Origin of the sequence: Caballeronia sp. LZ062, from assembly GCF_031450785.1 — a bacterium.
Classification (GTDB): domain Bacteria; phylum Pseudomonadota; class Gammaproteobacteria; order Burkholderiales; family Burkholderiaceae; genus Caballeronia.
In genome coordinates this window covers 177893-204457 of record NZ_JARTWB010000002.1, presented here as the reverse complement: position 1 = coordinate 204457, position 26565 = coordinate 177893, and the positions used below count along the sequence as shown (strand labels likewise).

The window sequence follows — 26565 nt, the reverse complement described above, 5'->3', positions numbered from 1 at the left end:
TCCAGCCGCACGCCGCTGCCGACACGTCACCATGTCCGATACCCGCCCCGATACTCTCTTTGCGCTCACCGCGCTCTCGCCGCTCGACGGCCGCTACGCCGCCAAAACGGAAGCCCTGCGCGACTGGCTCTCCGAAGCGGCGTTCATGCGCCATCGCGTGACGGTCGAGATTCACTGGCTGATCGCGCTCTCGCGTGCGGGTTTCGCCGAAGTGCCGCGCTTTTCCGACGCCGCCGAGCAGTTTCTGCTGGGTCTCGTCAGCCGCTTCACCGCGCACGACGCGGCGCGCATCAAGGATATCGAGCGCGTCACGAATCATGACGTGAAGGCGGTCGAGTACTGGCTCAAGGAGTCGGTCAAGGGCCAGCCCGAACTGGAGCGCGCAAGCGAGTTCATCCATTTCGCGTGCACGTCGGAAGACATTAACAACACGTCGCACGGGCTGATGCTGGCCGGCGCCCGCGAGCACGTGATCCTGCCCGCGCTGCGTTCGGTGCATGAGCGCCTCGTCAAGCTCGCGCACACGCACGCCGAACAGCCGATGCTCTCGCGCACGCACGGCCAGCCCGCCAGCCCGACGACGCTCGGCAAGGAAATCGCCAACGTCGCGGCGCGCTTGTCGCGTGCAATCGAGCGAATCGCGCACGTGCCGCTGCTCGGCAAGATGAACGGTGCAGTTGGCAACTACAACGCGCATCTTTCGGCGTATCCGGAGTTCGACTGGGAAGCGTTTTCGAAGGATGTCGTCGAAAACCGGCTGAAGCTCACGTTCAATCCGTACACGATCCAGATCGAGCCGCACGATTACATGGCCGAACTGTTCGACGCCGTCGCGCGTGCGAATACGATTCTGCTGGACCTCGACCGCGACGTCTGGGGCTACATCTCGCTCGGCTACTTCAAGCAGCGCACGAAGGCGGGCGAAATCGGTTCGTCGACGATGCCGCACAAGGTCAATCCGATCGACTTCGAGAACTCCGAAGGCAACCTCGGTCTCGCGAACGCGACGCTGCGCCACCTCGCGGACAAACTTCCGATTTCCCGCTGGCAGCGCGATCTGACCGATTCGACGGTGCTGCGCAATATCGGCGTGGCGTTCGGCTATTCGCTGCTTGCGTATGACGCGCTGATCCGCGGCCTCGACAAACTGGAAGTGAACGCGGCGCGTCTGAACGAAGACCTCGACAACTGCTGGGAAGTGCTCGCGGAGCCGGTGCAAACTGTGATGCGCCGTTTCGGCATCGAAAATCCGTACGAGCAATTGAAGGAACTGACGCGCGGCAAAGGCATCACGCGCGAGGCGCTGCAAGCGTTTATCGGCGGCCTCGCCATTCCCGCCGACGCGAAGCAACTGCTGCTCGACATGACGCCGGCGTCGTATATCGGCAAGGCGGCGGAACTGGCAAAGCGCATCGCGTAACGCCGGCCGCAGCGCAATAAAAGAAGCCCCACGCTCTTGCGAGCGCGGGGCTTTTTCTTTACAGCAGGTTCAGCGCGTCTTCAGCTTCTCGATTACGTCATCGACGATCTGTTCGGGCGTCTTCTCAATGCTCTCGATGATCGCCTCGTCCTCGCCCGGTTCTTCGAGCGTATTGAGCTGGCTCGTCAGCAGCGACGGATCGAAGAAATGCCCGGTGCGCGTTTGCAGACGCTCCTGCAGCGTCTCAAAAGTGCCGTGCAGATAGACGAAGCACACGTCCTTGTCGCCGTCGCGCAGCACATCGCGGTACGAGCGCTTGAGCGACGAGCACGTGAAAACCGCCGTTTCGCCCGCGCGCTGCTTCTCTTCGATCGCCGCGCGTATGGTCTTGAGCCAGGGCCAGCGGTCCTCGTCGGTCAGAGGGATGCCGTGGTGCATCTTCTCTTTGTTGGCGGCGCTGTGGAACGCGTCGCCGTCCGTGAACGCACAGTGCAGGCGCTCCGCCAGCAGTTCGCCGATTCGGGTTTTGCCGGCGCCCGACACGCCCATCGCGATGAGAATCATCTAAAACTCCTTACACGACCGTCGCGAGTGCGAGGGTCAAACCGAGTCCCATCAGGGAAATGATGGTTTCGAGCAACGACCAGGTCTTGAACGTCTGTCCGACCGTCATCCCGAAATACTCTTTGATCAGCCAGAAGCCGCCATCGTTCACATGCGAGAAGATCAGCGAGCCGGAGCCCGTCGCCAGCACCAGCAGTTCCGGGCTGACGTGACCGCCCGCCGCGGCTGCGACCGGCGCGACGATGCCGCACGCGGTCGTCATGGCGACCGTGGCCGAACCCGTCGCGAGACGAATGAGCGCAGCGACGAACCAGCCGAGCAACAGCGGCGACAAGTTTGCCGACGACGCTGTCGAGACGATCTGCTGCGAAATGCCGCTATCGCGCAGAACCTGGCCGAAACCGCCGCCCGCCCCCACGATCAACGTGATACCCGCGATCGGCGCAAGACACTCGCCGCAAAACTTCTGAATCTGGTCGCGGTTGAAGCCCTGCTTCGCGCCGAAGGTCCAGAAGCTGACCAGCACGGCAATCAAGAGCGCCATATCCGACTGGCCGATAAAGCGCAGCAAATTGTTCGGCAAGGTCTTCGGCGCGAAGATCAGATCCGCCCAGCTCCCGACCAGCATCAGAATAACCGGCAGCAAGATGGTGAACAGCGTGATGCCGAAGCTCGGCAGATCGCGCTTCTTCTCGGTGTCGCCATGCTTTTGCGTGAACTGATCAGCAAGCGCGTTGGCATCCGGCAGCTTGACGTACTTGTGGATCAGCAGCGCGAAGAGCGGACCCGCGACGATCGCCGTCGGCACGCCGACGATCAGACCGTAAGCGATGGTCTTGCCGATATCCGCGTGATACGCCTGCACGGCGAGCAGCGCGGCCGGGTGCGGCGGAATGAGACCATGCACGACAGAAAGCCCTGCGACCATCGGCAGGCCGATCAGCAGCAGCGACTTGCCGGTGCGCCTCGCGACGTTGAACGCAATCGGAATCAGCAGCACGAAACCGACCTCGAAGAACACCGGCAAGCCGACGATGATCGCGACGACCATCATCGCCCAGTGAATGTTCTTCTCGCCGAACAGATTGATCAGCGTATTCGCGATGCGCTCGGCGCCGCCCGATTCGGCCATCATCTTGCCGAGCATCGTGCCCAGACCGACGACGACCGCAATATGGCCGAGCGTGTTCCCGTTGCCCGTTTCGAACGACTTCACGATCTTGTCCATCGGCATCCCGACCGCGAGGGCCAGCAACACCGACACGATCATGAGCACGAGGAACGGGTAGACCTTGTAGCGGGCGATCATCAGGATCAGAACCGCGATCGCAATCACCGCGTAGAGCAGCAGCATGCTCCCGTGGACGGCTGGCATAACGCCTCCTTGATTTTGTTGAGATTTTTTGCGCTGCCCGTGCGTTTGCCGTCGCTGCCCTGCTTCGTCGGGCAATGTCCGGCAAGCGCGCGCACGGCGCGGACGAACCGAATTCTACTGGTAAGCAGGGAAAGCGTCGGTAAACGGCAAACGAAACGCAAAGTTCGCGCCATAAAGCAAAAAACCGACGCTCGAATGAACGTCGGTTTGTAGGGCTGATTGCTTGGTTGACTAGGCAGTCGGCTTCGCCGAAGCGCGCGGCTCTTCGCACCTGAATGTCAGTTCGCGAGGATTGCCTCGGCCCGGAACGCTATCGACCGACTGCGCCGGCACGACCTGCTGATCCTTACAGATCTGCGCGGCGGCTGCCGTGCAGGCATTCTCCGACTCGAACAAACCCGAGCAGGTCACGCGATAAGCGTTCGGCTCCCCGGCGATGTTGACCTTGCGGGCCGTGTAGGTCATGCCCGTGTCGGTCGAACACGCCGAAAGGACGCCGACGCATAGGAGGGCTGTGATAAGAAGTTTGGACATCTTCGTTCGTCAGTTCGTACAAGTTGCTGTAGCGGCAGGCAGGGACCGGGCGATCGCGATGCATTCTGCGATCGCCCGGTCTGCCCGAGTTTCCTCGGGCGTCTTGCTTACCAGCGATACGAGGCGTTGGCGGAGTACACCGTGCCGTTACGGCTCGTACCCGCACCCGCCTTCAGCACCAGGTTCTGCGTGACACGCAGGTTCAGCGCGACGGCCGCGGCCGCATAGCCTTGGTACGACGCACCGCCCACACCGACGGACATCTTCTTGTCCTGATCGATGTTCGGAACCATCGCCAACGCCGTGGCGGCAGCGATGCCCGAGTAGGCGCTACGACCGATGCTGTTCACCTGGCTCTGCATGCCACCGACAGCACTGTCGGTATAGCTGTTGGCTTGCGCCACCGAATCGTCCAACTGCTTGACGTTGACCATGTCCGTGTCTTGCGTGCCCGCAGCCACGTTCGTGATCTGACGTTCGTTTCCAGCCGAACCCACCGATACCGTCTGCGCACGATCCGCCACCGAGCTCGCACCCAGAGCAACGGAGTTGTCCGCCGTCGCCTGGCTGTTCGCGCCGATCGCAGTGGCGTAGTTGCCGCTTGCGAGCGAGTCCGTGCCATAGGCGGCGGTGTTCATGCCGGTTGCGTGGGCGTTCGCACCGGCCGCCGTTGCGTGCGGGCCGCTCGCGACTGCCGCTTCCGTCGTCCGGTCGCCGTCAGCTGCGAACAACGGATTGGCGCTCGCCGTCACGTTCTGGATCGAACTTGACAGCGCGTCCAACTGGGCCTTGTTGGCCAGATCCGTCGGCGCGATGCCCGCCTGCACGTCATGAATCTGCGTGCCGTCGACGCCACCGAGCGTGATGTTGCTGTAGTCGGTGTTGCCGTTGGCGTCGGTGTCGAACGTGACCGCAGTTTTCGTGGCCTTGTTGCCACCGTCGTACAGACCGGACTGCTTCAACTGGCCGACCGTGGCAACGTCACTGTTGGCGATACCGTCAGCAATATTGGTGATCCGCAGCTTGTCCGTGCTGTTGCCGAACGAGACCGTGTTCGCCTGGTCGGCGACCGCGTTCGTCGCCAACGCGACAGAGTTTTCCGCCGTTGCGGAAGCATTGCCGCCGATGGCGATGGAGTTCTTGCCCGTCGCCGACGAGTCGATCAGGACCGAGTTGGCGTGGAAGTACTTCATGCCGCCGCCGTTCGTCGCGGTGCTGACCGCGGTCGACAGGCTCGTGATGGTGTCCACCGCCGTGCTGACCGTCGTCGAGATCGAATTGATGCCCGTCGACATGGAGCTGACCGTGGTCGACATCGAGCTGACGCCGGTCGAAATCGATGTGGACAGCGAATTGAAGCCGGTCGACAGCGAGGACAGACCCGTGGACAGCGAACTAATCCCCGTCGACAGCGAGCTCACACCCGTGGACAGCGAACTGATCGCGGTCGACGACGACGTGGACAGCGAGTTGACGCCCGTCGAGAGCGAATCCACACCGGTGGACAGCGACGTGATCGCCGTCGAGGTCGACGTGGACAACGAACTCACGCTCGTGGACATCGAGCTGATGGCCGTCGACGACGAAGTCGACAGCGAGCTCAGGCCCGTCGAGAGCGAGCTCACACCCGTCGAGAGCGAATCGACCGCGGTCGAAGTCGACGTGGACAGCGAGCTCAGCCCCGTGGACAGCGAACTCACGCCCGTGGACAGCGAGCTGATCGCCGTCGAGCTTGAGGTCGACAGCGAGTTGATGCCCGTGGACAGCGAACTCACACCCGTGGACAGCGAACTGATCGCGGTCGACGACGACGTGGACAGCGAACTGACGCCCGTCGAGAGCGAATCCACACCGGTCGACAGCGAGCTGATTGCAGTCGACGACGACGTGGACAGCGAGCTGATGCCCGTCGAGAGCGAACTCACGCCCGTCGACAGCGAGCTGATGGCCGTCGAAGTCGAGCTCGACAGCGAGTTCACACCCGTGGACAGCGAACTGATAGCCGTGGACGACGAAGTCGACAGCGAGTTGATGCCCGTGGACAGCGAACTCACGCCCGTCGAGAGCGAGCTGATCGCGCTCGAGGTCGAAGTCGACAGCGAGCTGATGCCAGTCGAGAGCGAACTGATGCCCGTGGACAGCGAGCTCACGCCCGTCGAGAGCGAGCTGATCGCGCTCGAGGTCGAAGTCGACAGCGAGCTCACGCCCGTGGACAGCGAACTGATGCCCGTGGACAGCGAGCTGATGCCCGTCGAGAGCGAACTCACGCCCGTCGAGAGCGAGCTGATCGCGCTCGACGTCGAAGTCGACAGCGAGCTCACACCGGTCGACAGCGAACTGATGCCCGTGGACAGCGAGCTGATGCCCGTGGACAGCGAGCTCACACCCGTGGACAGCGAGCTGATCGCAGTCGAGGTGGAGGTCGACAGCGAGTTGACGCCCGTCGAGAGCGAATCCACACCGGTCGACAGCGAGCTGAGGGCCGTCGAGGTCGAGGTGGACAGCGAACTCACGCCCGTCGAGAGCGAGTTGACCGCGGTCGAAGTCGACGTGGACAGCGAGCTCAGGCCCGTGGACAGCGAGTTGATGCCCGCCGAGGTCGAGCTCGACAGCGAGCTCAACCTACGCTTGAATATATAGAAGATTTTCTAGTTTTCCCAGCAATCCGGATATTTATAAGAGTCGTCCTAACGTTTCAGGATTCGCAACGAGCCGAGAGACGCTGAGCCAAACGAACGGAAGGGGCAGGAGATTACCGGCAATTTCGGGGAGACGCTGCACGGCCTGATCGGGTCGATCGCGCGGTTGCCGGCGAGCGGAGGTGGACTTAGTCTTCGGGCTGCCGCCGACCGTGCGATGTGCCCGCCAATCAGCAGATATCGGCGCTTATTAGAAGCGCATCGGCTATTAGTTGACGCGACTGCTGCTTTTTATCATTTTGTTCCCGTTCGATTTAAGACCAATCAGCGTTAATTCCATGCGAAGCAACTGCTAATATGCCAACGCGCATGACGTGAGTGAATTAACCTGTCTCGAGTCGAAACTCAAATTCACTTGAGACATTGGTTCGTTTTCGTCGCGCTCGCTGCAGTGAGACGTGTTCCGCTCATTATCAGGACTCCAGCAATGACGATAGAGCGCAGTTCTAGATGAGAGACGGCATTTTCTCGCGCAGGAGAAGCCAGTTCAATGACGTAAAGCAAACAGAGGTGCTTATGATTAAAATTGATCGTACTGTATTGGCACAATCGCAAATGGCAGGCGGTTCGACGAAAAGCAGTTCCGCTTCGACCTCGTCGACAAACGTGACCATTGACATTTCGCAGCCGCAGCTTCGGGACCGCTAATCTCAGCTGCACTAGCAGCGGTCGACTGCAAGACACCAAGCGTTCAGTGCAATCGACTGAGCGCTTGGCTATCGTGTAAAGGGCGTCCGCGGCGAATGCACCGCGAACTGTGAATACGCCACCTAAACCTCGGCTCATCGCTCCCGACAACAAGAGCCTTGCCTCGATGACACGAGGTGACCGAAGGCCCGGACACCCGCCCTTCACCCGTTGCGCTACTTCTGCGGCGCAAGCTCGCTCGCCGCGCGCGCTAACCGCGTCACTTCCTCCCAATTCTGCGCAGCGAGCGCAGCCTTCGGCGTAAGCCACGATCCCCCGACGCAAACCACATTCGGCTGCGCCAGAAACAGCGACGCCGTTTCCGCAGTAATGCCGCCCGTCGGACAGAACTTCAGGTTCGGAAACGGCCCATAAAACGCCTGCAGCATGGGAACACCACCCGCCTGCTGCGCGGGGAAGAACTTCACGATCTCATAGCCGAGTTCCATCGCGGTGATGATGTCGCTCGGCGTCATCACGCCGGGAAGCAGCGGCAGCCCAGCGTCCTGTGCGGCCTTGTGCATGTCCTTCGTCAAACCCGGCGACACGCCGAACTGTGCGCCCGCTTTCTTGGCCTGCTCGCAGTGCTCCGGCTTCGTGATCGTGCCGACGCCGACGACGATGTCTTCCGCCAACTGACTTGCGCGCTCGATCGCGCCGATGCCCGCCGCGGTGCGCAGCGTGATTTCGAGCACTTTCACGCCGCCCGCATGCAGCGCCCGCGATACGTGCTCGCCCTGCTCCACCGAATCGAATGCGAGCACCGGAATGACCGGGCCTAGACGCACGATTTCGCTTACCGTTTTCATGTGATGCGACTCCTGTTTCATGTGCGGCGACTCTCTGTCGGACCGCGGGTTTCCATCCGGTTCGAGCTGCGGCGTGAGTTCCGACCCGTCAATGCGCCATTTGACGATCCGCATGGCTCGCAGTCGCGGTCGCGCCGATCATCGCACCGAACACCGATGCGCCTTCCTCGGCCGGCAACGCCGCGCTTCGAAACACGCCGAAGAGTTCGCGCCCGAAGCCGACTTCGTTTTCCGCCTGATTCGCCGGCGCCTCGACTTCACGCGACGCCCATTCGCGCGCATCGATTTCGATGTCGAGCACGCCCGCCGGCGCGTCGATCACCAGCATGTCGCCCGTGCGCACCTTGCCGAGCGGCCCGTGCAGCAACGCCTCGGGCGAAACGTGGATCACGGCGGGCACCTTGCCCGATGCACCCGACATGCGGCCATCCGTGACGAGCGCCACGTGAAAGCCCTGATCCTGCAGCACGCCGAGAAGCGGCGTCAACCGGTGCAGTTCCGGCATACCGTTCGCACGCGCGCCCTGGAAGCGCACGACCGCGACGAAATCGCGCTTCAGCTCTCCGTTGTCGAACGCTTCCTGCACTTCCTCCTGCGAATTGAAGACGATCGCCGGCGCCTTCACCACGCGATGCTCCGGCGCCACCGCCGAAATCTTGATGACGCCACGCCCGAGCTTTCCTTGCATCAGCCGCAAGCCGCCGTCCGGCTGGAATGGCTCGCGAATGCCACGCAGCACCTTGGTGTCGTGACTTTCGGCGGCGCCATCGACCCACCGCAGCTTGCCGTCGATCAGCTTCGGCTCCTTCGTGTAATGCGACAAGCCGCGGCCCGCGACCGTCTGCACGTCTTCGTGCAGCAAGCCGCCTTCCAGCAGGTTGCGCACGAGAAACGCCACGCCGCCCGCCGCGTGGAAGTGGTTCACGTCGGCCTTGCCGTTCGGATAGATTTTCGCGAGCAGCGGCACGACCTGCGACAACTCGTCGAAGTCGTTCCAGTCGATCACTATGCCCGCCGCCCGCGCGATCGCCACAAGGTGCAGCGTGTGATTGGTGGAACCGCCCGTTGCGAGCAGCGCGACGATGCCGTTGACGATCGCCTTCTCGTCGACGATATGGCCGATCGGCGTGTAGTTGCCGCGTTCAATTGTGAGATCGAGCACGCGGCGCGCGGCTTCGGCGGTAAGCGCATCGCGCAGCGGCGTGTGCGGATGCACGAAGGCCGCGCTCGGCAGATGCAGCCCCATCACTTCCATCAGCATCTGATTACTGTTCGCCGTGCCATAGAACGTGCACGTGCCGTGGCCGTGATACGCGGCGGCTTCGGCTTCCAGCAACGCATCGCGGTTGCACTTGCCGGTCGCGAACTCCTGGCGAACCTTCGCTTTTTCGTCGTTGGTGAGGCCGCTCGTCATCGGGCCGGCGGGGACGAAAATGGTCGGCAAGTGCCCGAATTGCAGCGCGCCGATGGCCAGGCCCGGCACGATCTTGTCGCAGACGCCGAGGCACAGCGCCGCGTCGAACATGTTGTGCGTGAGCGCGACGGCCGTGCTCATGGCAATGACTTCGCGCGAGAACAGCGACAGTTCCATGCCTGCGTTGCCCTGCGTGATGCCGTCGCACATGGCCGGCACGCCGCCCGCGAATTGCGCGATGCCGCCGTGTTCTCGCGCCGCCTGCTTGATGATGTCGGGAAAGCTCTTATACGGCGCGTGGGCGGAAAGCATCTCGTTATAAGACGACACGATGCCGATGTTCGGCTCGCGCACCGCCTTGATCGCGATCTTCTCCTGCCCTTCGAGTCCGGCGAAACCGTGGGCGAGATTGGCGCACGACAACGCGCCGCGCGCCGGAAACTTACCGTGCGCCGCGTCGATGCGCGCGAGGTACGCGGCACGCGTGGCCTTGCTGCGCTCGATCACGCGGTCGGTGACTTTCTTGAGTTGTGAATGCGGGGAAACCATCGAAGCTCCTTGTCTCACTGCGGCGCGCATGCCGTCGAGTTATGGGTTGGACAATCGCGAAGAACGGCGGCTGCGTCGTTGTAGTGTAAATGGCCGTTTGCAGCATATTAGTAGAAAAACTACATGCTGACAACGCGGCCGACGCAGCCTTGTATTCAGCGGACGCGTAACTCCATGCCTTCCGCTGTCTACATCCAAGGGAAATCCCTGATAAATCGCCTCGGTAATATGTAGTATTTGTACAAGGCCGGTCATCGGCTATAGTCGCAGGCAAATTTCCAGCATAAGCGAGTTTTCCGATGTTGCTGTCCCAAGTCGAAGCAATGCGCGAGCAGTTGCGCCCGTCCGAGCGCAAGCTCGCCGATTATGTGCTGGAAGCGCCACGCGAAGTCCTGGACCTTTCGATGACCGACTTTGCCGCCCGGGCTGGCGTCAGCCAGCCGACCATCGCGCGCTTCTGTCAGGCGCTCGGCTTTTCCGGCTTCCGTGAATTCAAGATACGTCTCGCGCAAAGCGTCGCGGCGGACGTGCCCACGGTCTACCGCGACGTTCGGAGCGACGAGCCCGCCGCCGGCGTCGCGGCGAAGGTGCTGGACCGCACCATCGGCGCCCTCATCGCGGTGCGCAATAGTTTGTCGTCGCACAGCGTCGCGGCGGCCATCGCGATTCTTGCGGATGCGCGGCGCATCGAGTTTTACGGCGCAGGCGGCTCGGGCATCGCCGCGCTCGACATGCAGCACAAGTTCTTCCGGCTCGGCGTGCCGTCCGTCGCATATGCCGACCCGCACACATACACGACGTCCGCGGCGCTGCTCGGACCGGGCGACGTGGTCGTCGCGATATCGAACACCGGACGCACGAAAGATATCCTCGACGCCTGCAAGTCGGCGCTGAATGGCGGGGCGAAGGTCATCGCGATCACGCACGGCAATTCGCCGCTCGCGAGACTGGCAAGCGTCGGCCTTTTCGCGAACGTCGATGAAGACACGGACATTTTTTCGCCGATGACATCGCGCGTCTCGCATCTCGCGATCGGCGACATTCTGGCGGTGGGATTGGCGCTGGCGCGCGGGCCGGATCTGGCGGAAAAGCTGGCCGAAGCGAAGGACGTGCTGGAGCGGCGCAGAGTGGGAACGTGAGCCGAGGTCCGGCCCACGAAGCCGGTCTCAGAAGGGCTTGATGACGACGAGCAGCGTCGCGCCGAGCAGCCCGAGCACCGGCAGCTCGTTATACATGCGGTACCACTTGTCCGAGCGCGTGTTCTCACCGCGTTCGAACGTGCGCAGCAAAACGCCGCAATACGCGTGATACACGATCAGCAACGCGACGATGCCGAGCTTCGCGTGCAGCCAGCCCTGGCCACGCCCGATGCCGACATCGAGCCACAACCACAGCCCGCACGCGAGCGCTGGCACCGCGATGAACGTCATGAAGCGGAAGAGCTTGCGCGCCATGAGCAAGAGACGCGCGGTGGCTGCAGGGTCCTTTTCCATCGCCAGATTCACGTAGATGCGCGGCAGATAGAACAGCCCCGCGAACCACGAGGCGACCAGCACGATATGCAGCGACTTGATCCAGAGCATTATTCGTCTTTGATTCGTTCTTATTGACGCACTTCACCGTGACCGAGCACGACGTACTTGAGCGAGGTCAGCCCTTCCAGCCCGACGGGTCCGCGCGCGTGGAGTTTGTCGTTCGAAATGCCGATTTCCGCGCCCAAGCCGAACTCGAAACCATCGGCAAAGCGCGTCGATGCGTTGACCATCACGCTTGCCGAGTCGACTTCGCGCAGGAAACGCATGGCGCGATCATGGTCTTCGGTGACGATGGCGTCCGTATGATGCGAGCCGTAAGTGTTGATATGGTCGATGGCTTCGTCCAGTCCTTCGACGACCTTCACAGCGAGAACCGGCGCGAGGTACTCGGTGCTCCAGTCTTCGTCGGTGGCATCCACGAGCGCGCCGATTTGCGCGGCTTCGAGCACCTTGCGCGCCGCCGCGTCCACACGCAGTTCGACGTCTTTCGCCTGGAAGGCACGCGCGAGCATGGGCAGCGCGGCGTCAGCGAGTTGACGCGCGACGAGCAGCGTTTCCATCGTGTTGCAGGTGCCGTAACGATGCGTCTTCGCGTTGTCGCAGATCGCCGCCGCTTTCGCGAGATCGGCGCGGTCATCCACGTACACGTGGCAGATACCGTCGAGATGCTTGATCATCGGCACGCGCGATTCTTCCATCAGCCGCGCGATCAGGCTCTTACCGCCGCGCGGGACGATCACGTCGACGAACTCGGTCATGGTGATGAGCTTGCCGACCGCCGCGCGGTCCGCCGTCTCCACGACCTGCACCGCGTCCTGCGGCAGTCCGGCTGCTTGCAATCCCTCGCCGATCAGCTTCGCCAGCGCGGTGTTGCATTCGAGCGCCTCGGAACCGCCGCGCAGAATTGTCGCGTTGCCTGACTTGAGGCAGAGCGCGGCGGCGTCGATGGTCACATTCGGCCGCGACTCGTAGATGATGCCGATCACGCCGAGCGGCACGCGCATCTGCCCGACCTGGATGCCCGTCGGACGAAACTTGAGCCCGCTGATCTCACCGATCGGATCGGCCAGCGCAGCGACTTGCCGCAAACCTTCGACCATCGTGCCGAGCGCCTTGTCCGAAAGCGTCAGACGGTCGATAAACGCCGCGTCGTGACCCTTCTCGCGGGCTCTCTCCAGATCGCGCGCGTTCGCGGCCTTGAGCGCGTCGCGCTCCCGTTCGATCGCGTTCGCCACCGCGACGAGCGCCGCGTTTTTCGCCGCCGTCGACGCCCGCGCCATCGCGCGTGACGCCACGCGCGCGCGGCGGCCGAGGTCGGTCATGTACTGGTCGATGTTCATCTGGATCATTCCGTATGCCGGTTGCGAAAGGGCGGCATCAGTAAGCTGAGGGGCGCACGCGGCTCTGTGGATACCGGGACGCGCGAAGAGTCATTCTAAGCCGTGGCGCGTGTCAGCGACGCGGTCGCGGCGGCGGCGATGCGCCCTGCGCCACGGCCATCGCCAGCTCGAACATGCCCGCCCACGGATCGGGCGGCGGCTCGCTGCCGCGCGCGCCGGCGCTGCCGGAACGACCCGAGAGCCCTTTGACCTGCCGATCCAGCCGCGCCGCGAGCGCGAGCGCGCGTTCGAGCACGTCTTCGGTCACACGGGAAAGCGCCGGGCCGATCAACCGCTCGCGCGGTCCCCACACGCGGTTCTCGCGCAGCAGCGTGGCGAGCGGCTTGCCCGACGTCACGCCGCGCTTGATGCGCAACAGCGTGCGCACTTCGTCCACGAGCGCCCACAGCACGAGCACGGCCGCTTCGCCTTCGCCTTTGAGGCCGTCCAGCATGCGGGAAAGACGGCCGACGTCTCCCGTCAGCATCGCCTCGTTCAGCTTGAAGACGTCATAGCGGGCGACGTTCAGCACTGCATCTTGAATCTGCTCGAATGTGAGCACGCCTTGCGGATAGAGCAGCCCGAGCTTCTGAATTTCCTGATGCGCGGCAAGCAGATTGCCCTCGACACGTTCCGCGATGAAGACGAGCGCGCGCCGCCCCTCTTCGCCCGGCGCGACTCGCTGCCCCTGCTGCGCGAGCCGCTGGCCGACCCACATCGGCAATTGCGCGCGGTCGACCGGATCGACCTTCAGCGCGACGCCCGCACCGGCGAGCGCCGTGAACCACGCGGACTTCTGCGTCGCGGAATCGAGGCGCGGCAGCGTGACCAGCGTGACGACGTCCGGGTTGTCGGCAACGGCGAGCGTCTTCAGCGCCTCGCCGCCCTCCTTGCCCGGCTTGCCCGTCGGAATGCGCAATTCGATCAGTTGACGGTCGCCGAAGAGCGACATCGACTGCGTCGCGCCGATGAGCGCGCTCCAGTCGAACCCGCGCTCGACCGTGAACACCGTGCGATCCGTGAAGCCGCCCGCACGTGCGGCGGCCCGGATGCGGTCGCACGCTTCCTGCGCGAGCAGATGCTCGTCGCCATACACGACGTACAGCGCCTTCAGGCCTTTGGCGAGGTGCGCTTCGAGCGCGTCGAGCTTCAGCTGCATGATGACCGGTCGCGCGGCGCGTTACAGCGGCGGCGTGGGCAGCGGGGCCCGCGGCGCGATGCCCGGCGTTTGCTCCGCCGGCGTCGGATGCAGCGAACGCACGACCGCCAGACGGCGCGTCAGCTGATCCACGGCGTCGTTGCGCATGTCGTTGAAGAGCAGCGTAGCTTCCTGCGACTTTCCGAGCGTGTACTGGTTGCTGTAGGTCATCGCACGATTCAGCGCAATGGTGCTTGGCGGAATTAGCACGACACCATCCGCACCGACGAGCGTGTAGCCCAGGTTATAGACGAGTTCGTATTCCTGGATCACGCCTTCAGAATTAAGACTGAGCGTGGTGACACCCTGTCCTTCGTTGAGAAAGAGCGTCGCGTCCGGCTTCTCCGAGGCCTTCACGATAACGGTATCGCTTCCGCCCTGCACCATGCGTTCGAGCCGCCCGACCATCTGCGGCGCGCCGCCGTTGATTGCGAGGCGTTTGAAGGCGTAGTCCTGCTGGCCGCGCAACTGGAAGCCGCACGCGGACAGTGCGACCGCGCCGCCGAGCAGCGCGAGAAACGAGCGCCGGCTCACGCTCGCCGCGCCTTTCTCAACGGCTTTCACGCGCACATCGAATTCACAGGTTTTGGCCATCAGACCACCACGTTGACGAGACGCCCCGGCACCACCACGATCTTCTTCGGCGCGCGGCCTTCCGAGAATTTTTCGAACATTTCGTGCGCGAGAGCCGCTTGCTCGATCGCTTCGCGCGATGCGTCCTTCGCCACGGTCAACGCCCCCCGCACCTTGCCGTTCACTTGCAGCACCAGTTCGATTTCCGACTGCTCGAGGGCGGCTTCGTCAACCTTCGGCCACGGCGCGTCGAGCAACGGGCCGGATTCGTCGGCATAGCCCAGTTCCGACCACAACTGGAACGTGATGTGCGGAACGACCGGATACAGCACGCGCAGCAGCACGCCGAAGGTTTCGTTCAGCACGCCTTCGCCCGCGTTCTTCGCGCTGTCGAGCGCGTTGAGCATCTTCATCGCGGCCGAGACGACCGTGTTGTATTGCAGGCGGCCGTAGTCGAAATCGGCTTGCTTCAGCACGGTGTAAATTTCGCGGCGCAGCGCGCGATCCGTATCGCCCAATTTGGATGCGTCGAGCTTGCGATGCTGGCGCAGTGCCTCTGCGTTGTCGTGCGCGAAGTGCCACACGCGGCGCAGGAAGCGGCTCGCACCTTCGACACCCGCGCCCGACCATTCGAGCGATTGCTCCGGCGGCGCCGCGAACATCACGAAAAGACGCGCGGTATCCGCGCCGTATTGGTCGATGAGCGTCTGAGGATCGACACCGTTGTTCTTCGATTTCGACATCTTTTCGACGCCGCCGAGCACGACCGGCTTCCCGTCGGCAATAAGCGTCGCGCCGGTCGGACGGCCCTTGTCGTCGTGCGACACGGTCACTTCGAGCGGGTTGTACCAGGTCTTCTTGCCGCTCGCGTCTTCGCGGTAGAACGTCTCGTTGAGCACCATGCCCTGCGTGAGCAGATTCTTGGCAGGCTCACCGAACTTCACGAGGCCCATGTCGCGCATGACCTTGGTCCAGAAGCGCGAATACAGCAGGTGAAGAATGGCGTGCTCGATACCGCCGATGTATTGGTCCATCGGCATCCAGTAATCGGTGCGTTCGTCGACCATCGTCGCGGCGTCCGGCGCGCTATAGCGCGAGAAGTACCACGACGAATCGACGAACGTGTCCATGGTGTCCGTTTCTCGCTTCGCTGCCGCACCGCACTTCGGGCACGAGCAGTTGAGAAACGCTTCGGACTTGGCGAGCGGATTGCCCGTGCCGTCCGGCACGAGGTCTTCGGGCAGCACGACCGGCAGATCCTTCTCCGGCACCGGCACGTCGCCGCAGCTCGGGCAGTGAATGATCGGGATCGGCGTGCCCCAGTAACGCTGACGCGAGATGCCCCAGTCGCGCAGACGACACGTGACCTGCTTGTCGCCCAAGTCTTTCGCCTTCAGGTCGGCGGCGATCGCATTGATCGCTTCGTCGGTGGTGAGACCGTCGTACTTGCCGCTGTTCACGAGGCGGCCGGCCGTCTTGTCGCCGTACCACTCTTCCCAGGCTTGCGTGGAGTACGTCTTGCCTTCGACGGCAATCACCGGCTTGATCGGCAAGTCGTATTTCTTCGCGAATGCGAAGTCGCGTTCGTCGTGCGCCGGCACGCCCATCACGGCGCCTTCGCCGTAGGACATCAGCACGTAATTGCCGATCCACACTTCAACCTTCTCGCCCGTCAGCGGATGCGTGACGAAAAAGCCGGTCGCCATGCCCTTCTTTTCCATCGTGGCGACGTCGGCTTCCGCGACGCCGCCGCGCTTGCATTCCTCGATGAACGCCTGCAAACCGGCGTTGTCGCGCGCAAGACGCGTGGCAAGCGGATGCTCCGCCGCGATCGCCGCGAACGTCACGCCCATGATGGTATCGGCGCGCGTGGTGAAGACGCGCAGCAGCTTCGCTTCGCCGTCAATTTCATACGGGAAGCCGAAGTTCACGCCGAAGCTCTTGCCGATCCAGTTCTGCTGCATGATCTTCACGCGCTCGGGCCAGCCGAGGCCTTCGAGATCGTCGAGCAGTTGATCCGCGTAATCGGTAATACGCAGGTAGTACATCGGGATCTCGCGCTTCTCGACGAGCGCGCCCGAGCGCCAGCCGCGCCCGTCGATCACCTGTTCGTTCGCGAGCACCGTCTGGTCCACCGGATCCCAGTTCACCGTGCCGGTCTTCTTGTAGGCGATGCCCTTTTCCAGCATCTTGAGGAACAGCCACTGGTTCCACTTGTAGTACTCGGGCGAGCACGTGGCGACTTCGCGCGACCAGTCGATGGCAAGACCCATCGACTGCATCTGCTTCTTCATGTACGCGATGTTGTCGTACGTCCACTTGGCGGGCGGCACGCCGTTGGCCATCGCGGCATTTTCGGCGGGCATGCCGAACGCGTCCCAGCCCATCGGCATGAGCGTGTTGTGGCCGTTCATGCGCAGATAACGGTACATCACGTCGTTGATCGTGTAGTTGCGCACGTGGCCCATATGCAGCTTGCCCGACGGATACGGCAGCATCGAGACGCAGTAGAACTTGGGCTTAGTCGACGTCTCGGTCGTCCGGTAGACGTCGTTCGCGCGCCAGGTGCTCTGCGCGGCGGATTCGACGTCGGCGGGTACGTATTTATCGTGCATGGTGTGATGGCTTTACGCTTGATGCTGTGGACGGGCGCGAGCTTCGTTGGGCGTTACCGCGCTGGCTGCAGTGGCGAATCCAGACGGTGCGTGGTCGAACGGCCTGCGACTCGCGGGATGAAACGGCGGAATCGGGCCTGCTCTGATTGACGCGGGACGCCTTGGACGGGCAAAGGGCGATTATACCGTCCGCTCCCCGCGTGTCCTGGATTCGTAAAGCCGCTAGCCGAGCGTTTTCTGGCCACTTGCTGGAAGTCTGCGCGGCCCACAGGCGTCCGGCAATTCAGCCGAACGGCATAGGCCGAATCCGAACGTCTTATTGCGCCTGCACCGGCTGCGTGACGAACCCGATCCGCTCGATTCCGGCCTGCTGCGCGGCGCCCATGACTTGAGCGACGATTTCGTACCGCGTGGCGCTCGACGCCCGCAAATGCAATTCCGGCTTCTCGGCCGCCTTGCCCGCCGCGGCGAAGCGCGCGCGCATTTCGTTCGCGCTGATCGGCGCGTCGTTCCAGTAGAGCTTGCCGGCGTCGTCGATGGACAGCGTGATGGTCTGAGGCGTCTCGCGCGCGGCCTGCGACGAAACCTTAGGCAAATCCAGCCGGATGGCGTGCGTGAAAAGCGGCGCCGTGATGATGAAGATCACCAGCAAGACGAGCATGACGTCGATCAGCGGCGTCATGTTGATGTCGGCCATGGGGGAGCCGTTGGGCTTTTTGTCGAGTCCGCCGAAGGCCATCGCGCGCTCCTTACTGCGTCTCGCCGCACACGAACGCGTGCAGATCGTGCGCGAAGCCGTCCAGTTCCTCCGAAATTTGCCGCACATAGCGGCCGAGGACGTTGTACGCAAGCACGGCCGGAATGGCGACGACGAGCCCGAACGCGGTCATGATGAGCGCCTCGCCGACCGGCGCCGCGACGTTTTCGATCATCGCCTGTCCGCTCGCCGCGATGCTGCCGAGCGCGTGATAGATGCCCCAGACGGTGCCGAGCAAGCCGACGAACGGCGCCGTGCTGCCCACCGACGCGAGCAAAACCTGGCCGAATTCGAGCCTGCGTTGCGAGTGAAGCAGCGCCTGACGCAGCGCGCGCAGCACACGCTCGTTACGCTCGACGCGCGCGAGCAGCGCACCCGGCACTTCCGCTTCGGAGGCGCGCCACGCTGCTTCGGCAAGCGGCAGATACACACGCTCGCGATCCGCGCTTCGCAGCGCGCCGATGCCGTCTTTCAGCGTCGACGCCTGCCAGAAGCGTTGCAGCGCGCGCGGCCCCTGCCACTTCGCGCGCGCGAGCACCCACGCCTTCACGAGCAGGAAACACCAGCTCGCGAGCGACATGGCGAGCAGCACGCCCGCGACCGCATGCGTGACGGCATCGCCGCTTTGCAGATAGTGGATAACGCCCGTTGCCGCCATCGCCATGTGCGTCTCAGCGCAGGCCGAGCACGTCTTGCATGTCGAAGAAGCCCTTCTCGTGCGCGGCGAGGAAGCGCACCGCACGCAGCGCGCCTTGCGCGTAGGAAAGACGGCTCGCGGACTTGTGCGTGATCTCGATGCGCTCGCCGATGCCCGCGAACAGCACCGTGTGATCGCCGACGATATCGCCGCCGCGTATCGCGGAGAAGCCGATGGTCGACGGATCGCGCTCGCCGGTCACGCCTTCGCGCGCATAAACGGCGCAGTCCTTCAGGTCGCGGCCGAGCGCGCGGGCCACCACTTCGCCCATCGCCAGCGCGGTGCCGGACGGCGCATCCACCTTATGCCGATGGTGCGCCTCGATAATTTCAATGTCGTAACCCTGCGCGAATTGCTTTGCGGCGAATTCGAGCAGCTTGAGCGTCACGTTCACGCCGACGCTCATGTTCGGCGCGAACACGACGCCGATCTTGTCGCCCGCCTGCTTCAGTTGCGCCTTTTGCTCGTCCGAAAAACCCGTCGTGCCGATCACCATCTTCACGTCGTGACGCAGCGCCGCGTCCAGATGAGCAAGCGTGCCTTCAGGACGCGTGAAGTCGATCAGATAGTCGGCGTCGGCGAACACGCGCTCGATGTCGTCGGTGAGCGCGACGCCCGTTGTCTTGCCGAGGAACGCGCCCGCGTCCTGCCCGAGCTGCGGCACGCCCGGACGGTCGAGCGCGCCGACGAGTTGCGCTTCAGGGTCGTTCAGAACAGTTTCGATCAGCATCCGGCCCATGCGGCCCGACGCCCCGGCGATGGCGATCTTCATGGCTGTCTCGTGTTGGACCGCGGCGAGCGCGGCGGATTGATACGGCGTCACGCGCTAACGCCCGCGACGCCGGTCTGCCCGGAAAGACGCGAGCGGCGCGCCCTCCCGGCCATGATGCCTGGCCGCGTTACTGCGGCATGGTGAATTGCGCTTGTCCGCCCGCGTTGGCCGGCGTCGGCGACGTGCTGGCGGGACCGACGGCGCTGCTGTCCGGAATCGTGATCGTCTGCGGCTTGCGCTGCAACTGGATCTGCGAGTTGCCGCCGACGCTCGCCGCGCCGGGCGCCGCGCCCGCGCTTTGCGGAACATTCGGGCGCACGGACGACTGGGTACGGCCAGTCGGCATTTCGACTTGCGCCGTCGCCCGATTCGCGGCCTGCGCGGCTTGCTGATTGGCATCGCCGGCGAACGCAGCCGACGTGTTCGGCTGCGTGGACGGTTCGCCGGCCGGCGCGGTCACGGCCGACGCCGCCGTTGCCGATGCCGCCGCAACCGCTGCGGGCGCCGCTACGGGCTTCGCGACTTTCACGCCCTTGTCGCCGTCGATTTCAGCGAGCAGTTCGAGGTTGGACGGCAGATTCTCGCCGCCCGACCAGCTCACGACGCGATCGCTCGCGAAGTTCACGATGAAGTCGCGCTGCTGCACCACGGCGGTCGAACCGCGCTTGAAGTAGAACACGTAGTCCCAGCGATCGGCGTGGAACATGTCGGTAAGCAGCGGCGTGCCGAGCAGTTGCCTGACCTGATCGCGCGACATGCCGACCTGCATCTGGCTTGCCGCTTCCTGCGAAACGAAGTTGCCCTGCACGACCGTAATGCGATACGGCGTGATGCTCTGCGCGATCTTCTGCGTGACGCTGTCGTACGTCGAGCAACCCGCGAGCAACGCGGCGAGGGTTGCTGCGATGATGGTTCCCCGCATGCGACGGCTCTCCCTGCAATTCGATAAAAATTTTGAGATCATTTCACCTTTCGCGCACAGCGCCGATGACACTGATAACGCCGCGCTTCTCGCTCCGCTCTCGATACGCTTCCTGCGTGCGCTTCTGCGTCCTTTCCGCGTGCTTTCCGCATGAGATGTCAGGATTCGGAAAAACGCATTACTATGAGAACCTTGAATTGTACTCTAGGGATGCCTAGCCATGACCAATCCCTCCGATCTGAAAAATATCGGGCTCAAGGCGACCCTGCCCCGCCTCAAAATTCTGGAGATCTTTCAGCATAGTCCGGTGCGCCACCTGACCGCTGAAGACGTGTATCGCAACCTGCTCAACGAAGAGCTCGATATCGGGCTCGCTACCGTGTATCGCGTGCTCACGCAGTTCGAGCAGGCGGGCCTGCTGTCGCGAAGCAACTTCGAATCGGGCAAGGCTGTGTTCGAGCTGAACGAAGGTTCGCACCACGATCACCTCGTTTGCATAGACTGCGGGCGCGTCGAAGAATTCTTCGATGCGGAAATCGAACGCCGCCAGCAGTCCATCGCGAAAGAACGCGGGTTCAAGCTGCACGAGCACGCGCTGGCGCTCTACGGCGCGTGCACGAAGGAAAACTGCCCGCACCGCAAGCATTGAGCGACGCGCGCCCGGCCGGGCGCGCCGCGATTGCGAAAACCGCCGTCCATCGGCTTCGATGGACGGCGGTTTCGTTTCGTCTATACCGTCCGCAATTGTCGCGATGGCACTTCCCGCGACCGCCGATGTCCTGGCAACGGCCGCCGGCGATCACTAGCCCTCTGCGGCTTCAATCTGCTTTCCGCGGACCTGCAATGAGCGAACGTCAAAAGGAGTAACGTCAATGGACGTGCAACAACTCGTATCGGAATTTCTCTCTTCGTCGCACGGTGTGCAAGCCACTCAGGCGCTCACCGATCAGGGCTTTAGCCCGGAAGATAGTCAGCAAATGCTTAGTACGGCTGCGGAAACGGCGCACACGCACGCCGAAGAACAAAGCCAGGGCTTGCTTGGCGACCATCCCGGCAAGAGCTTCTTCGCCGCGTTCGCCGCTGGTCTCGTGCGGGGCGATGGCTTCTTCAAATCGCTGGCAGACGGCGGCGAAGGCGTGCTGACCGGACGCATCGCCGAATCGATCGGCGCACGCATGGGCCTCGATCCGGGCACGGCATCGGCGGTTGCGGCGGCCGCCACGCCGTATGTCATATCGTTCCTGCGCGAACGGCTCGCATAACGCCGCACCAAAAACAAAGCCGCTCCGAAGAGCGGCTCTGTCATTCCAGCGGGCCGGAACTTACTTCGCGTTCGCGAGTGCCACAGCCGTATCAAGCATGCGGTTCGAGAAGCCCCATTCGTTGTCGTACCAGCTCGATACCTTCACGAGACGGCCCGACACCTTGGTGAGCGTCGCGTCGAACGTCGACGAAGCCGGGTTGTGGTTGAAGTCGACCGAAACGAGCGGCGCGTCGTTGTAGCCGAGAATGCCCTTCAGCTCGCCTTCCGACGCTTCCTTCATGATCTTGTTGACTTCTTCGACCGTCGTGTCGCGTGCGGCGATGAACGACAGATCCACCACCGACACGTTGATGGTCGGCACGCGGATCGCGTAGCCGTCCAGCTTGCCGTTCAGCTCCGGCAGCACGAGACCGACCGCCGACGCAGCGCCCGTCTTCGTCGGAATCTGGCTATGCGTGGCCGAGCGCGCGCGGCGCAGGTCTTCGTGATACACGTCGGTCAGAACCTGGTCGTTCGTGTAGGCGTGAATCGTGGTCATCAGGCCGTTGACGAGGCCGATCTTGTCGTTCAGCGGCTTGACGAGCGGCGCGAGGCAGTTCGTCGTGCACGAAGCGTTCGAGATGACCGTGTCCGATGCCTTCAGCACATTGTGGTTCACGCCGTACACGATGGTCGCGTCAACGTCCTTGCCGCCCGGCGCGGAAATGATGACCTTCTTCGCGCCGCCCTTGATGTGCGCGCTCGCCTTTTCCTTCGTCGTGAAGAAGCCGGTGCACTCCATCACCACGTCGACGTTCAGCTCGCCCCACGGCAGTTCGGCCGGATTGCGGTTCGCCAGCACGCGAATCTTGTCGCCGTTGACGACGAGGTAGTCGCCGTCCACCGACACGTCGCCCGGGAACTTGCCGTGCGCGGTGTCGTACTGCGTGAGGTGGGCGTTCGTCTTGGCGTCGCCGAGATCGTTAATGGCGACGATCTCGATGTCGTGCTTCTTGCCGTTCTCGTAGAAGGCGCGCAACGTGTTGCGGCCGATCCGGCCGTAGCCGTTGATTGCAACGCGAATCGTCATGGTCTATCTCCTTGGCTTAAAAAACCTTGCTTCGCTGCACGCGGACACTTACGCGGCCAGAACGGCCTTCGCCGTCTCGACGACGTGCTCCACCGTGAAGCCGAAGTGCTTGAAGAGCGCCCCGGCCGGCGCGGACTCGCCGAACGTGTCGATGCCGACCACGCCGCCTTCGAGGCCCACGTACTTGCGCCAGAAATCCGTCACGCCCGCTTCGATCGCCACGCGCGCCACGCCCTTCGGCAACACGCGCTCGCGGTACTCGGCGTCCTGCTTGTCGAAGAGGTTCGTGCAGGGCATCGAGACGACGCGTGCGCCGATGCCTTCCTTCGCGAGCGCCTCGACGGCTTGCATGGCGAGCTGCACTTCCGAGCCCGTCGCGATCAGAATGATCTTGCGCGCGGGAATGTCGTCGTTCCAGTCGACGAGCACGTAGCCGCCCTTCGCGATGTTCGCGATCTGGATGTCGTTGCGCGGCGAGAACTGCAAGTTCTGGCGGCTGAAAACGAGCGTCGACGGGCCTTCGTGCTCGATGGCATGCGTCCACGCGACGGCCGTCTCGACCGTGTCCGCCGGGCGCCACGTCTGCAACTGCGGAATCAGGCGCAGGCTGGACACGTGCTCGACCGACTGGTGCGTCGGTCCGTCTTCGCCGAGGCCGATGGAATCGTGCGTGAACACGAAGATGGAGCGCGACTTCATCAACGCGGCGACGCGCAGCGCGTTGCGGCTGTAGTCCGAGAACGTCAGGAACGTGCCGCCGAACGGACGGAAGCCGCCATGCAGCGCGATCCCGTTGATGGCCGCGCTCATGCCGAATTCGCGCACGCCGTAATTGATGTGGTTGCCCCACTGGATGCCCGCGTGGCCCGCGTTGGCGTTCTCCGCGTCGCCGGCGGCGCGCACCGCTTTCGACGCCTTCCAGTTCGTGAGATTGGAGCCGGTCAGGTCGGCGGAACCGCCGAGCAGTTCCGGCAGCGCGGCGGCGAGTCCTTCGATGGTCTGTTGCGATGCCTTGCGCGTCGCGACGGTTTCAGCGCGCTGGTTCGCGTCCTCGATGATCTTCGCGGCGCTGGCTTTCCAGTCGGCGGGCAGCTCGCCCTTCATGCGGCGGGCGAATTCGGCGGCCTGTTCAGCGTACTTCGCGCGATAGGCGTCGAACGCCTTGTTCCACTCGCCTTCCACGCGCGCGCCCTGCTCCTTCGCGTCCCACGCTGCATAGACTTCCTGCGGGATGACGAACGGCTCGTATTGCCAGCCGATGGCCGCGCGCGTGGCCGCGATCTCGTCGCCGCCGAGCGGCGCGCCGTGCGCGTCGTGGCCGCCCGCCTTCGTCGGCGCGCCCTTGCCGATGACCGTGCGGCAGCAGATGAGCGTCGGCTTGTCGGATTGCTTCGCCTGCGCGATGGCGGCATCGACGGCGTTCACGTCGTGGCCGTCCACGCCGCGGATCACGTTCCAGCCGTACGCTTCGAAGCGTTTCGGCGTGTCGTCGTGGAACCAGTGCTCGACGTGACCGTCGATGGAAATGCCGTTGTCGTCGTAGAGCGCGATCAGCTTGTTCAGCTTCAGCGTGCCCGCGAGCGAACAGGCTTCGTGCGAGATGCCTTCCATCAGGCAGCCGTCGCCCAAGAACACATACGTGTAATGGTCGACGATCTTCGCATCGGCCTTGTTGAACTCGGCGGCGAGCAGCGCTTCGGCGAGCGCCATGCCCACTGCGTTGCCGACGCCTTGACCGAGCGGGCCGGTGGTCGTCTCGACGCCCGGCGTGATGCCCACTTCGGGATGGCCCGGCGTCTTCGAATGCAACTGGCGGAAGTTCTTGATTTCGCTCATCGGCAGGTCGTAGCCGGTGAGGTGCAAAAGCGCGTACAGCAGCATGGAGCCGTGACCGTTCGACAAGACGAAACGATCGCGGTCGAACCAATGCGGATTCGACGGATTGTGCTTCAGATGGCGCGACCACAGCGCGACGCCAATTTCCGCCATGCCCATGGGCATACCGGGATGACCGGAGTTGGCTTGTTGAACGGCATCCATGGCGAGCGCGCGGATTGCGTTGGCCATGAGGGCGGTCGGGCTGGAAGTCGGGATCGTCATGTCGGGTGTCGGCGGCTACGGAAGCGTGATGCAGTGCGTCGAGTCAGTGCTCTAAGGCAGTGCTCTGAGGCAATGCTGAAACGATCCACGGTGCTTCTTGCCGCTGCGTGTAGCCGGTGCTTCGCACCGGACGCCGGACCCGCGGCACACCGCGTTTTCAGTACCGGAACGACGAGAAACGACGAGGATCGGGAGGCGGTCATTCTAACAGACCGGTCCGATTGACAGGCGTGCGACACGGCGCCGAACGTGCGGCTCCCGGCGTTCGCGGGCATGTTCCGTGCAGCCGCGCGAAGCCGTTTACCGCGCTCTAACGCGGCCTCCCGCCTCGGGCCGGTCGCGCGTCATGGCAAAATGCCCCTCACTGGTACGAGCAAAAGGCTTCTAGGAGTGCTTTCGATGACTGACCCTCGCCCCGCCGACGTCCCCTGGTTGACGCCCTACCTCACCGTGCGCGATGCGCGCGTGAGCATCGCGTTCTACGAGAAGGCGCTCGGCTTCGCGGTACGTGACAGCGTGAACGACGACGGCACCATCATTCATGTCGAGATGACGTATCGCGGGCAATTGATTCTGATGTTCGCGCCGGAGGGCGCGTACGGATCGCAGGCGCGCACGCCGAAGAGCGCGGGGCAGATGGCGCCGCAGTCGTTCTATTTGTATGTCGACGATGTCGACGCCACCTTCGCGCATGCGCTCGCCGTCGGCGCAAAGCCGCTCATCGAGCCGCAGGACCAGTTCTGGGGCGACCGTTTCGCGCAGATCGAAGATCCGGACGGCTACCGCTGGGCCATTGCGCGCCATCTTCGTTGAACTCGCCGCAAGGCGCTATCCGCGGACCGTGCGTCCGTGATCGACTCCATGCCACGTTTTTTCGTTGAAGGTCCGCTTGCGGCGGCCCAGACTCTTGCTCTTCCCGACGAGGTCGTGCGCCACGTTCACGTGCTGCGCCTCCAGAGCGGCGACCCGATCACGCTGTTCAACGGCACGGGCGGCGAGTACCACGGCGCGCTCGTCGAGATCGGCAAACGCGCGGCGCTCGCGCGCATCGACGCGCATAGCGCGCGCGAAGCCGAGCCGCCGTATCGCGTGACGCTCGCGCAGGGCGTCGCGGGCGGCGACAAGATGGACTGGCTGATCGAGAAGACGGTGGAACTGGGCGTCGCGCAGATCGTGCCGTTGACGGCGGAACGCGGCGTCGTGCGGCTCGCGGGCGAACGCGCGTTGCGGCGTCAGGCGCACTGGCAGGCGCTCGTGCGCGCGGCGTGCGAGCAATGCGGACGGAACCGCGTGCCGGAAGTGGCCGCGCCGCGCGACCTCGCGGCATGGCTCGCAACGTTGCCGGACGCTGCCGACGGCGATTTGCGGCTGCTGCTTTCGCCGCGCGCGGAAGTCGCCTTCGCGGCGTTGCCCGCCGAAGCGCCGCGCGGGCGCGTCACGCTGGTGATCGGCCCGGAAGCCGGGTTTTCGCCGAAAGAAGAAAGCGAGATTGTAGCGGCGGGCTTCTCGGCGCTCGGTCTCGGACCGCGCGTGCTGCGCACGGAAACGGCGGGAATCGCGGTGCTCGCGGCGCTGGCCGCGCGCTGGGGCGGATGGTGAATCGGCTTTCAGCCGCCTGAAATGCGAACAGCCC

The 26565-nt window shown here is 63.7% G+C and carries 24 protein-coding genes and 1 pseudogene; 7 read left to right on the top strand and 18 right to left on the bottom strand.

Annotated elements, in window-relative coordinates; all coding sequences use genetic code 11:
* The first annotated feature begins 31 nt into the window (after positions 1-31).
* Positions 32-1420, top strand: coding sequence for an adenylosuccinate lyase (gene purB / locus P9239_RS06995; RefSeq protein ID WP_309749793.1), 1389 nt, complete (start codon positions 32-34; stop codon positions 1418-1420).
* A gap of 69 nt (positions 1421-1489) precedes the next feature.
* Here the strand turns inward: purB and P9239_RS06990 are convergent, their stop codons facing one another.
* From P9239_RS06990 to P9239_RS23385, 5 genes and pseudogenes are all read right to left on the bottom strand, one after another.
* Positions 1490-1984 carry a gluconokinase gene (locus P9239_RS06990; protein ID WP_309749792.1) on the bottom strand — a complete coding sequence of 165 codons (495 nt, stop codon included), beginning with the start codon at positions 1982-1984 and terminating at the stop codon, positions 1490-1492.
* Positions 1985-1994: 10 nt separating this feature from the next.
* Positions 1995-3359, bottom strand: coding sequence for a GntP family permease (locus tag P9239_RS06985; RefSeq protein ID WP_309749791.1), 1365 nt, complete (start codon positions 3357-3359; stop codon positions 1995-1997).
* Positions 3360-3590: 231 nt separating this feature from the next.
* A complete protein-coding gene (locus tag P9239_RS06980) occupies positions 3591-3893 on the bottom strand; it encodes a hypothetical protein (protein WP_309749790.1) in 303 nt (100 codons plus the stop codon).
* A 107-nt stretch (positions 3894-4000) separates the two neighbouring features.
* Positions 4001-5143: a YadA-like family protein gene (locus tag P9239_RS06975; RefSeq protein ID WP_309749789.1), complete on the bottom strand. Its 1143-nt coding sequence runs from the start codon at positions 5141-5143 to the stop codon at positions 4001-4003.
* A gap of 339 nt (positions 5144-5482) precedes the next feature.
* Positions 5483-5818, bottom strand: a pseudogene (locus P9239_RS23385) (hypothetical protein); the annotation flags it as partial.
* Here P9239_RS23385 and P9239_RS23380 point away from each other — a divergent pair.
* Positions 5781-6533, top strand: coding sequence for a hypothetical protein (locus tag P9239_RS23380; protein WP_404989711.1), 753 nt, complete (start codon positions 5781-5783; stop codon positions 6531-6533). The pseudogene P9239_RS23385 and the gene P9239_RS23380 overlap by 38 nt on opposite strands.
* Positions 6534-7455: 922 nt before the next feature.
* Here the strand turns inward: P9239_RS23380 and eda are convergent.
* Positions 7456-8088 carry a bifunctional 4-hydroxy-2-oxoglutarate aldolase/2-dehydro-3-deoxy-phosphogluconate aldolase gene (eda, locus tag P9239_RS06965; protein ID WP_175945030.1) on the bottom strand — a complete coding sequence of 211 codons (633 nt, stop codon included), beginning with the start codon at positions 8086-8088 and terminating at the stop codon, positions 7456-7458.
* A gap of 88 nt (positions 8089-8176) precedes the next feature.
* Positions 8177-10051 carry a phosphogluconate dehydratase gene (gene edd / locus P9239_RS06960; RefSeq protein WP_309749787.1) on the bottom strand — a complete coding sequence of 625 codons (1875 nt, stop codon included), beginning with the start codon at positions 10049-10051 and terminating at the stop codon, positions 8177-8179.
* Positions 10052-10350: 299 nt separating this feature from the next.
* Between edd and P9239_RS06955 the strand changes: the two genes are divergently transcribed.
* Complete coding sequence (locus P9239_RS06955) at positions 10351-11190, top strand: MurR/RpiR family transcriptional regulator (RefSeq protein WP_309749786.1); 840 nt, start codon at positions 10351-10353, stop codon at positions 11188-11190.
* Positions 11191-11217: 27 nt separating this feature from the next.
* On the opposite strand, the gene P9239_RS06950 is transcribed toward P9239_RS06955, so the two are convergent.
* From P9239_RS06950 to P9239_RS06910, 9 genes are all read right to left on the bottom strand, one after another.
* Positions 11218-11634: a CopD family protein gene (locus P9239_RS06950; RefSeq protein ID WP_309749785.1), complete on the bottom strand. Its 417-nt coding sequence runs from the start codon at positions 11632-11634 to the stop codon at positions 11218-11220.
* Between the two features lie 20 nt (positions 11635-11654).
* Positions 11655-12926, bottom strand: a complete 1272-nt coding sequence (locus P9239_RS06945; protein ID WP_309753922.1) for a glutamate-5-semialdehyde dehydrogenase — start codon at positions 12924-12926, stop codon at positions 11655-11657.
* Positions 12927-13038: 112 nt separating this feature from the next.
* On the bottom strand, positions 13039-14124 hold the full coding sequence (holA, locus tag P9239_RS06940) for a DNA polymerase III subunit delta (protein WP_309749784.1): 1086 nt from the start codon (positions 14122-14124) through the stop codon (positions 13039-13041).
* A gap of 21 nt (positions 14125-14145) precedes the next feature.
* Positions 14146-14697 carry an LPS assembly lipoprotein LptE gene (lptE, locus tag P9239_RS06935; RefSeq protein WP_309753921.1) on the bottom strand — a complete coding sequence of 184 codons (552 nt, stop codon included), beginning with the start codon at positions 14695-14697 and terminating at the stop codon, positions 14146-14148.
* A gap of 59 nt (positions 14698-14756) precedes the next feature.
* Positions 14757-17351, bottom strand: coding sequence for a leucine--tRNA ligase (gene leuS, locus P9239_RS06930; RefSeq protein WP_309749783.1), 2595 nt, complete (start codon positions 17349-17351; stop codon positions 14757-14759).
* Between the two features lie 316 nt (positions 17352-17667).
* On the bottom strand, positions 17668-18090 hold the full coding sequence (locus P9239_RS06925; RefSeq protein ID WP_309749782.1) for a biopolymer transporter ExbD: 423 nt from the start codon (positions 18088-18090) through the stop codon (positions 17668-17670).
* A 10-nt stretch (positions 18091-18100) separates the two neighbouring features.
* Complete coding sequence (locus P9239_RS06920) at positions 18101-18766, bottom strand: MotA/TolQ/ExbB proton channel family protein (protein ID WP_309753920.1); 666 nt, start codon at positions 18764-18766, stop codon at positions 18101-18103.
* Positions 18767-18779: 13 nt separating this feature from the next.
* On the bottom strand, positions 18780-19577 hold the full coding sequence (dapB, locus tag P9239_RS06915; protein ID WP_309749781.1) for a 4-hydroxy-tetrahydrodipicolinate reductase: 798 nt from the start codon (positions 19575-19577) through the stop codon (positions 18780-18782).
* Positions 19578-19704: 127 nt separating this feature from the next.
* Complete coding sequence (locus P9239_RS06910; protein WP_309749780.1) at positions 19705-20499, bottom strand: outer membrane protein assembly factor BamE; 795 nt, start codon at positions 20497-20499, stop codon at positions 19705-19707.
* A gap of 220 nt (positions 20500-20719) precedes the next feature.
* Here P9239_RS06910 and fur point away from each other — a divergent pair, with 220 nt between their 5' ends.
* On the top strand, positions 20720-21148 hold the full coding sequence (gene fur, locus P9239_RS06905; protein ID WP_159836963.1) for a ferric iron uptake transcriptional regulator: 429 nt from the start codon (positions 20720-20722) through the stop codon (positions 21146-21148).
* Between the two features lie 223 nt (positions 21149-21371).
* Positions 21372-21761 (top strand): hypothetical protein, encoded by a 390-nt coding sequence (locus tag P9239_RS06900; RefSeq protein WP_309749779.1) that lies wholly within the window; start codon positions 21372-21374, stop codon positions 21759-21761.
* A gap of 60 nt (positions 21762-21821) precedes the next feature.
* Here P9239_RS06900 and gap read toward each other — a convergent pair whose 3' ends face one another.
* A complete protein-coding gene (gap, locus tag P9239_RS06895) occupies positions 21822-22832 on the bottom strand; it encodes a type I glyceraldehyde-3-phosphate dehydrogenase (RefSeq protein ID WP_175945054.1) in 1011 nt (336 codons plus the stop codon).
* Between the two features lie 48 nt (positions 22833-22880).
* Complete coding sequence (tkt, locus tag P9239_RS06890) at positions 22881-24932, bottom strand: transketolase (protein WP_309749778.1); 2052 nt, start codon at positions 24930-24932, stop codon at positions 22881-22883.
* 399 nt (positions 24933-25331) lie between these two features.
* Between tkt and P9239_RS06885 the strand changes: the two genes are divergently transcribed.
* Together P9239_RS06885 and P9239_RS06880 are read left to right on the top strand one after the other, a co-directional pair.
* Positions 25332-25745: a glyoxalase/bleomycin resistance/extradiol dioxygenase family protein gene (locus P9239_RS06885; RefSeq protein WP_309749777.1), complete on the top strand. Its 414-nt coding sequence runs from the start codon at positions 25332-25334 to the stop codon at positions 25743-25745.
* Positions 25746-25793: 48 nt separating this feature from the next.
* On the top strand, positions 25794-26531 hold the full coding sequence (locus P9239_RS06880) for a 16S rRNA (uracil(1498)-N(3))-methyltransferase (RefSeq protein ID WP_309749776.1): 738 nt from the start codon (positions 25794-25796) through the stop codon (positions 26529-26531).
* Positions 26532-26565 lie beyond the last annotated feature (34 nt).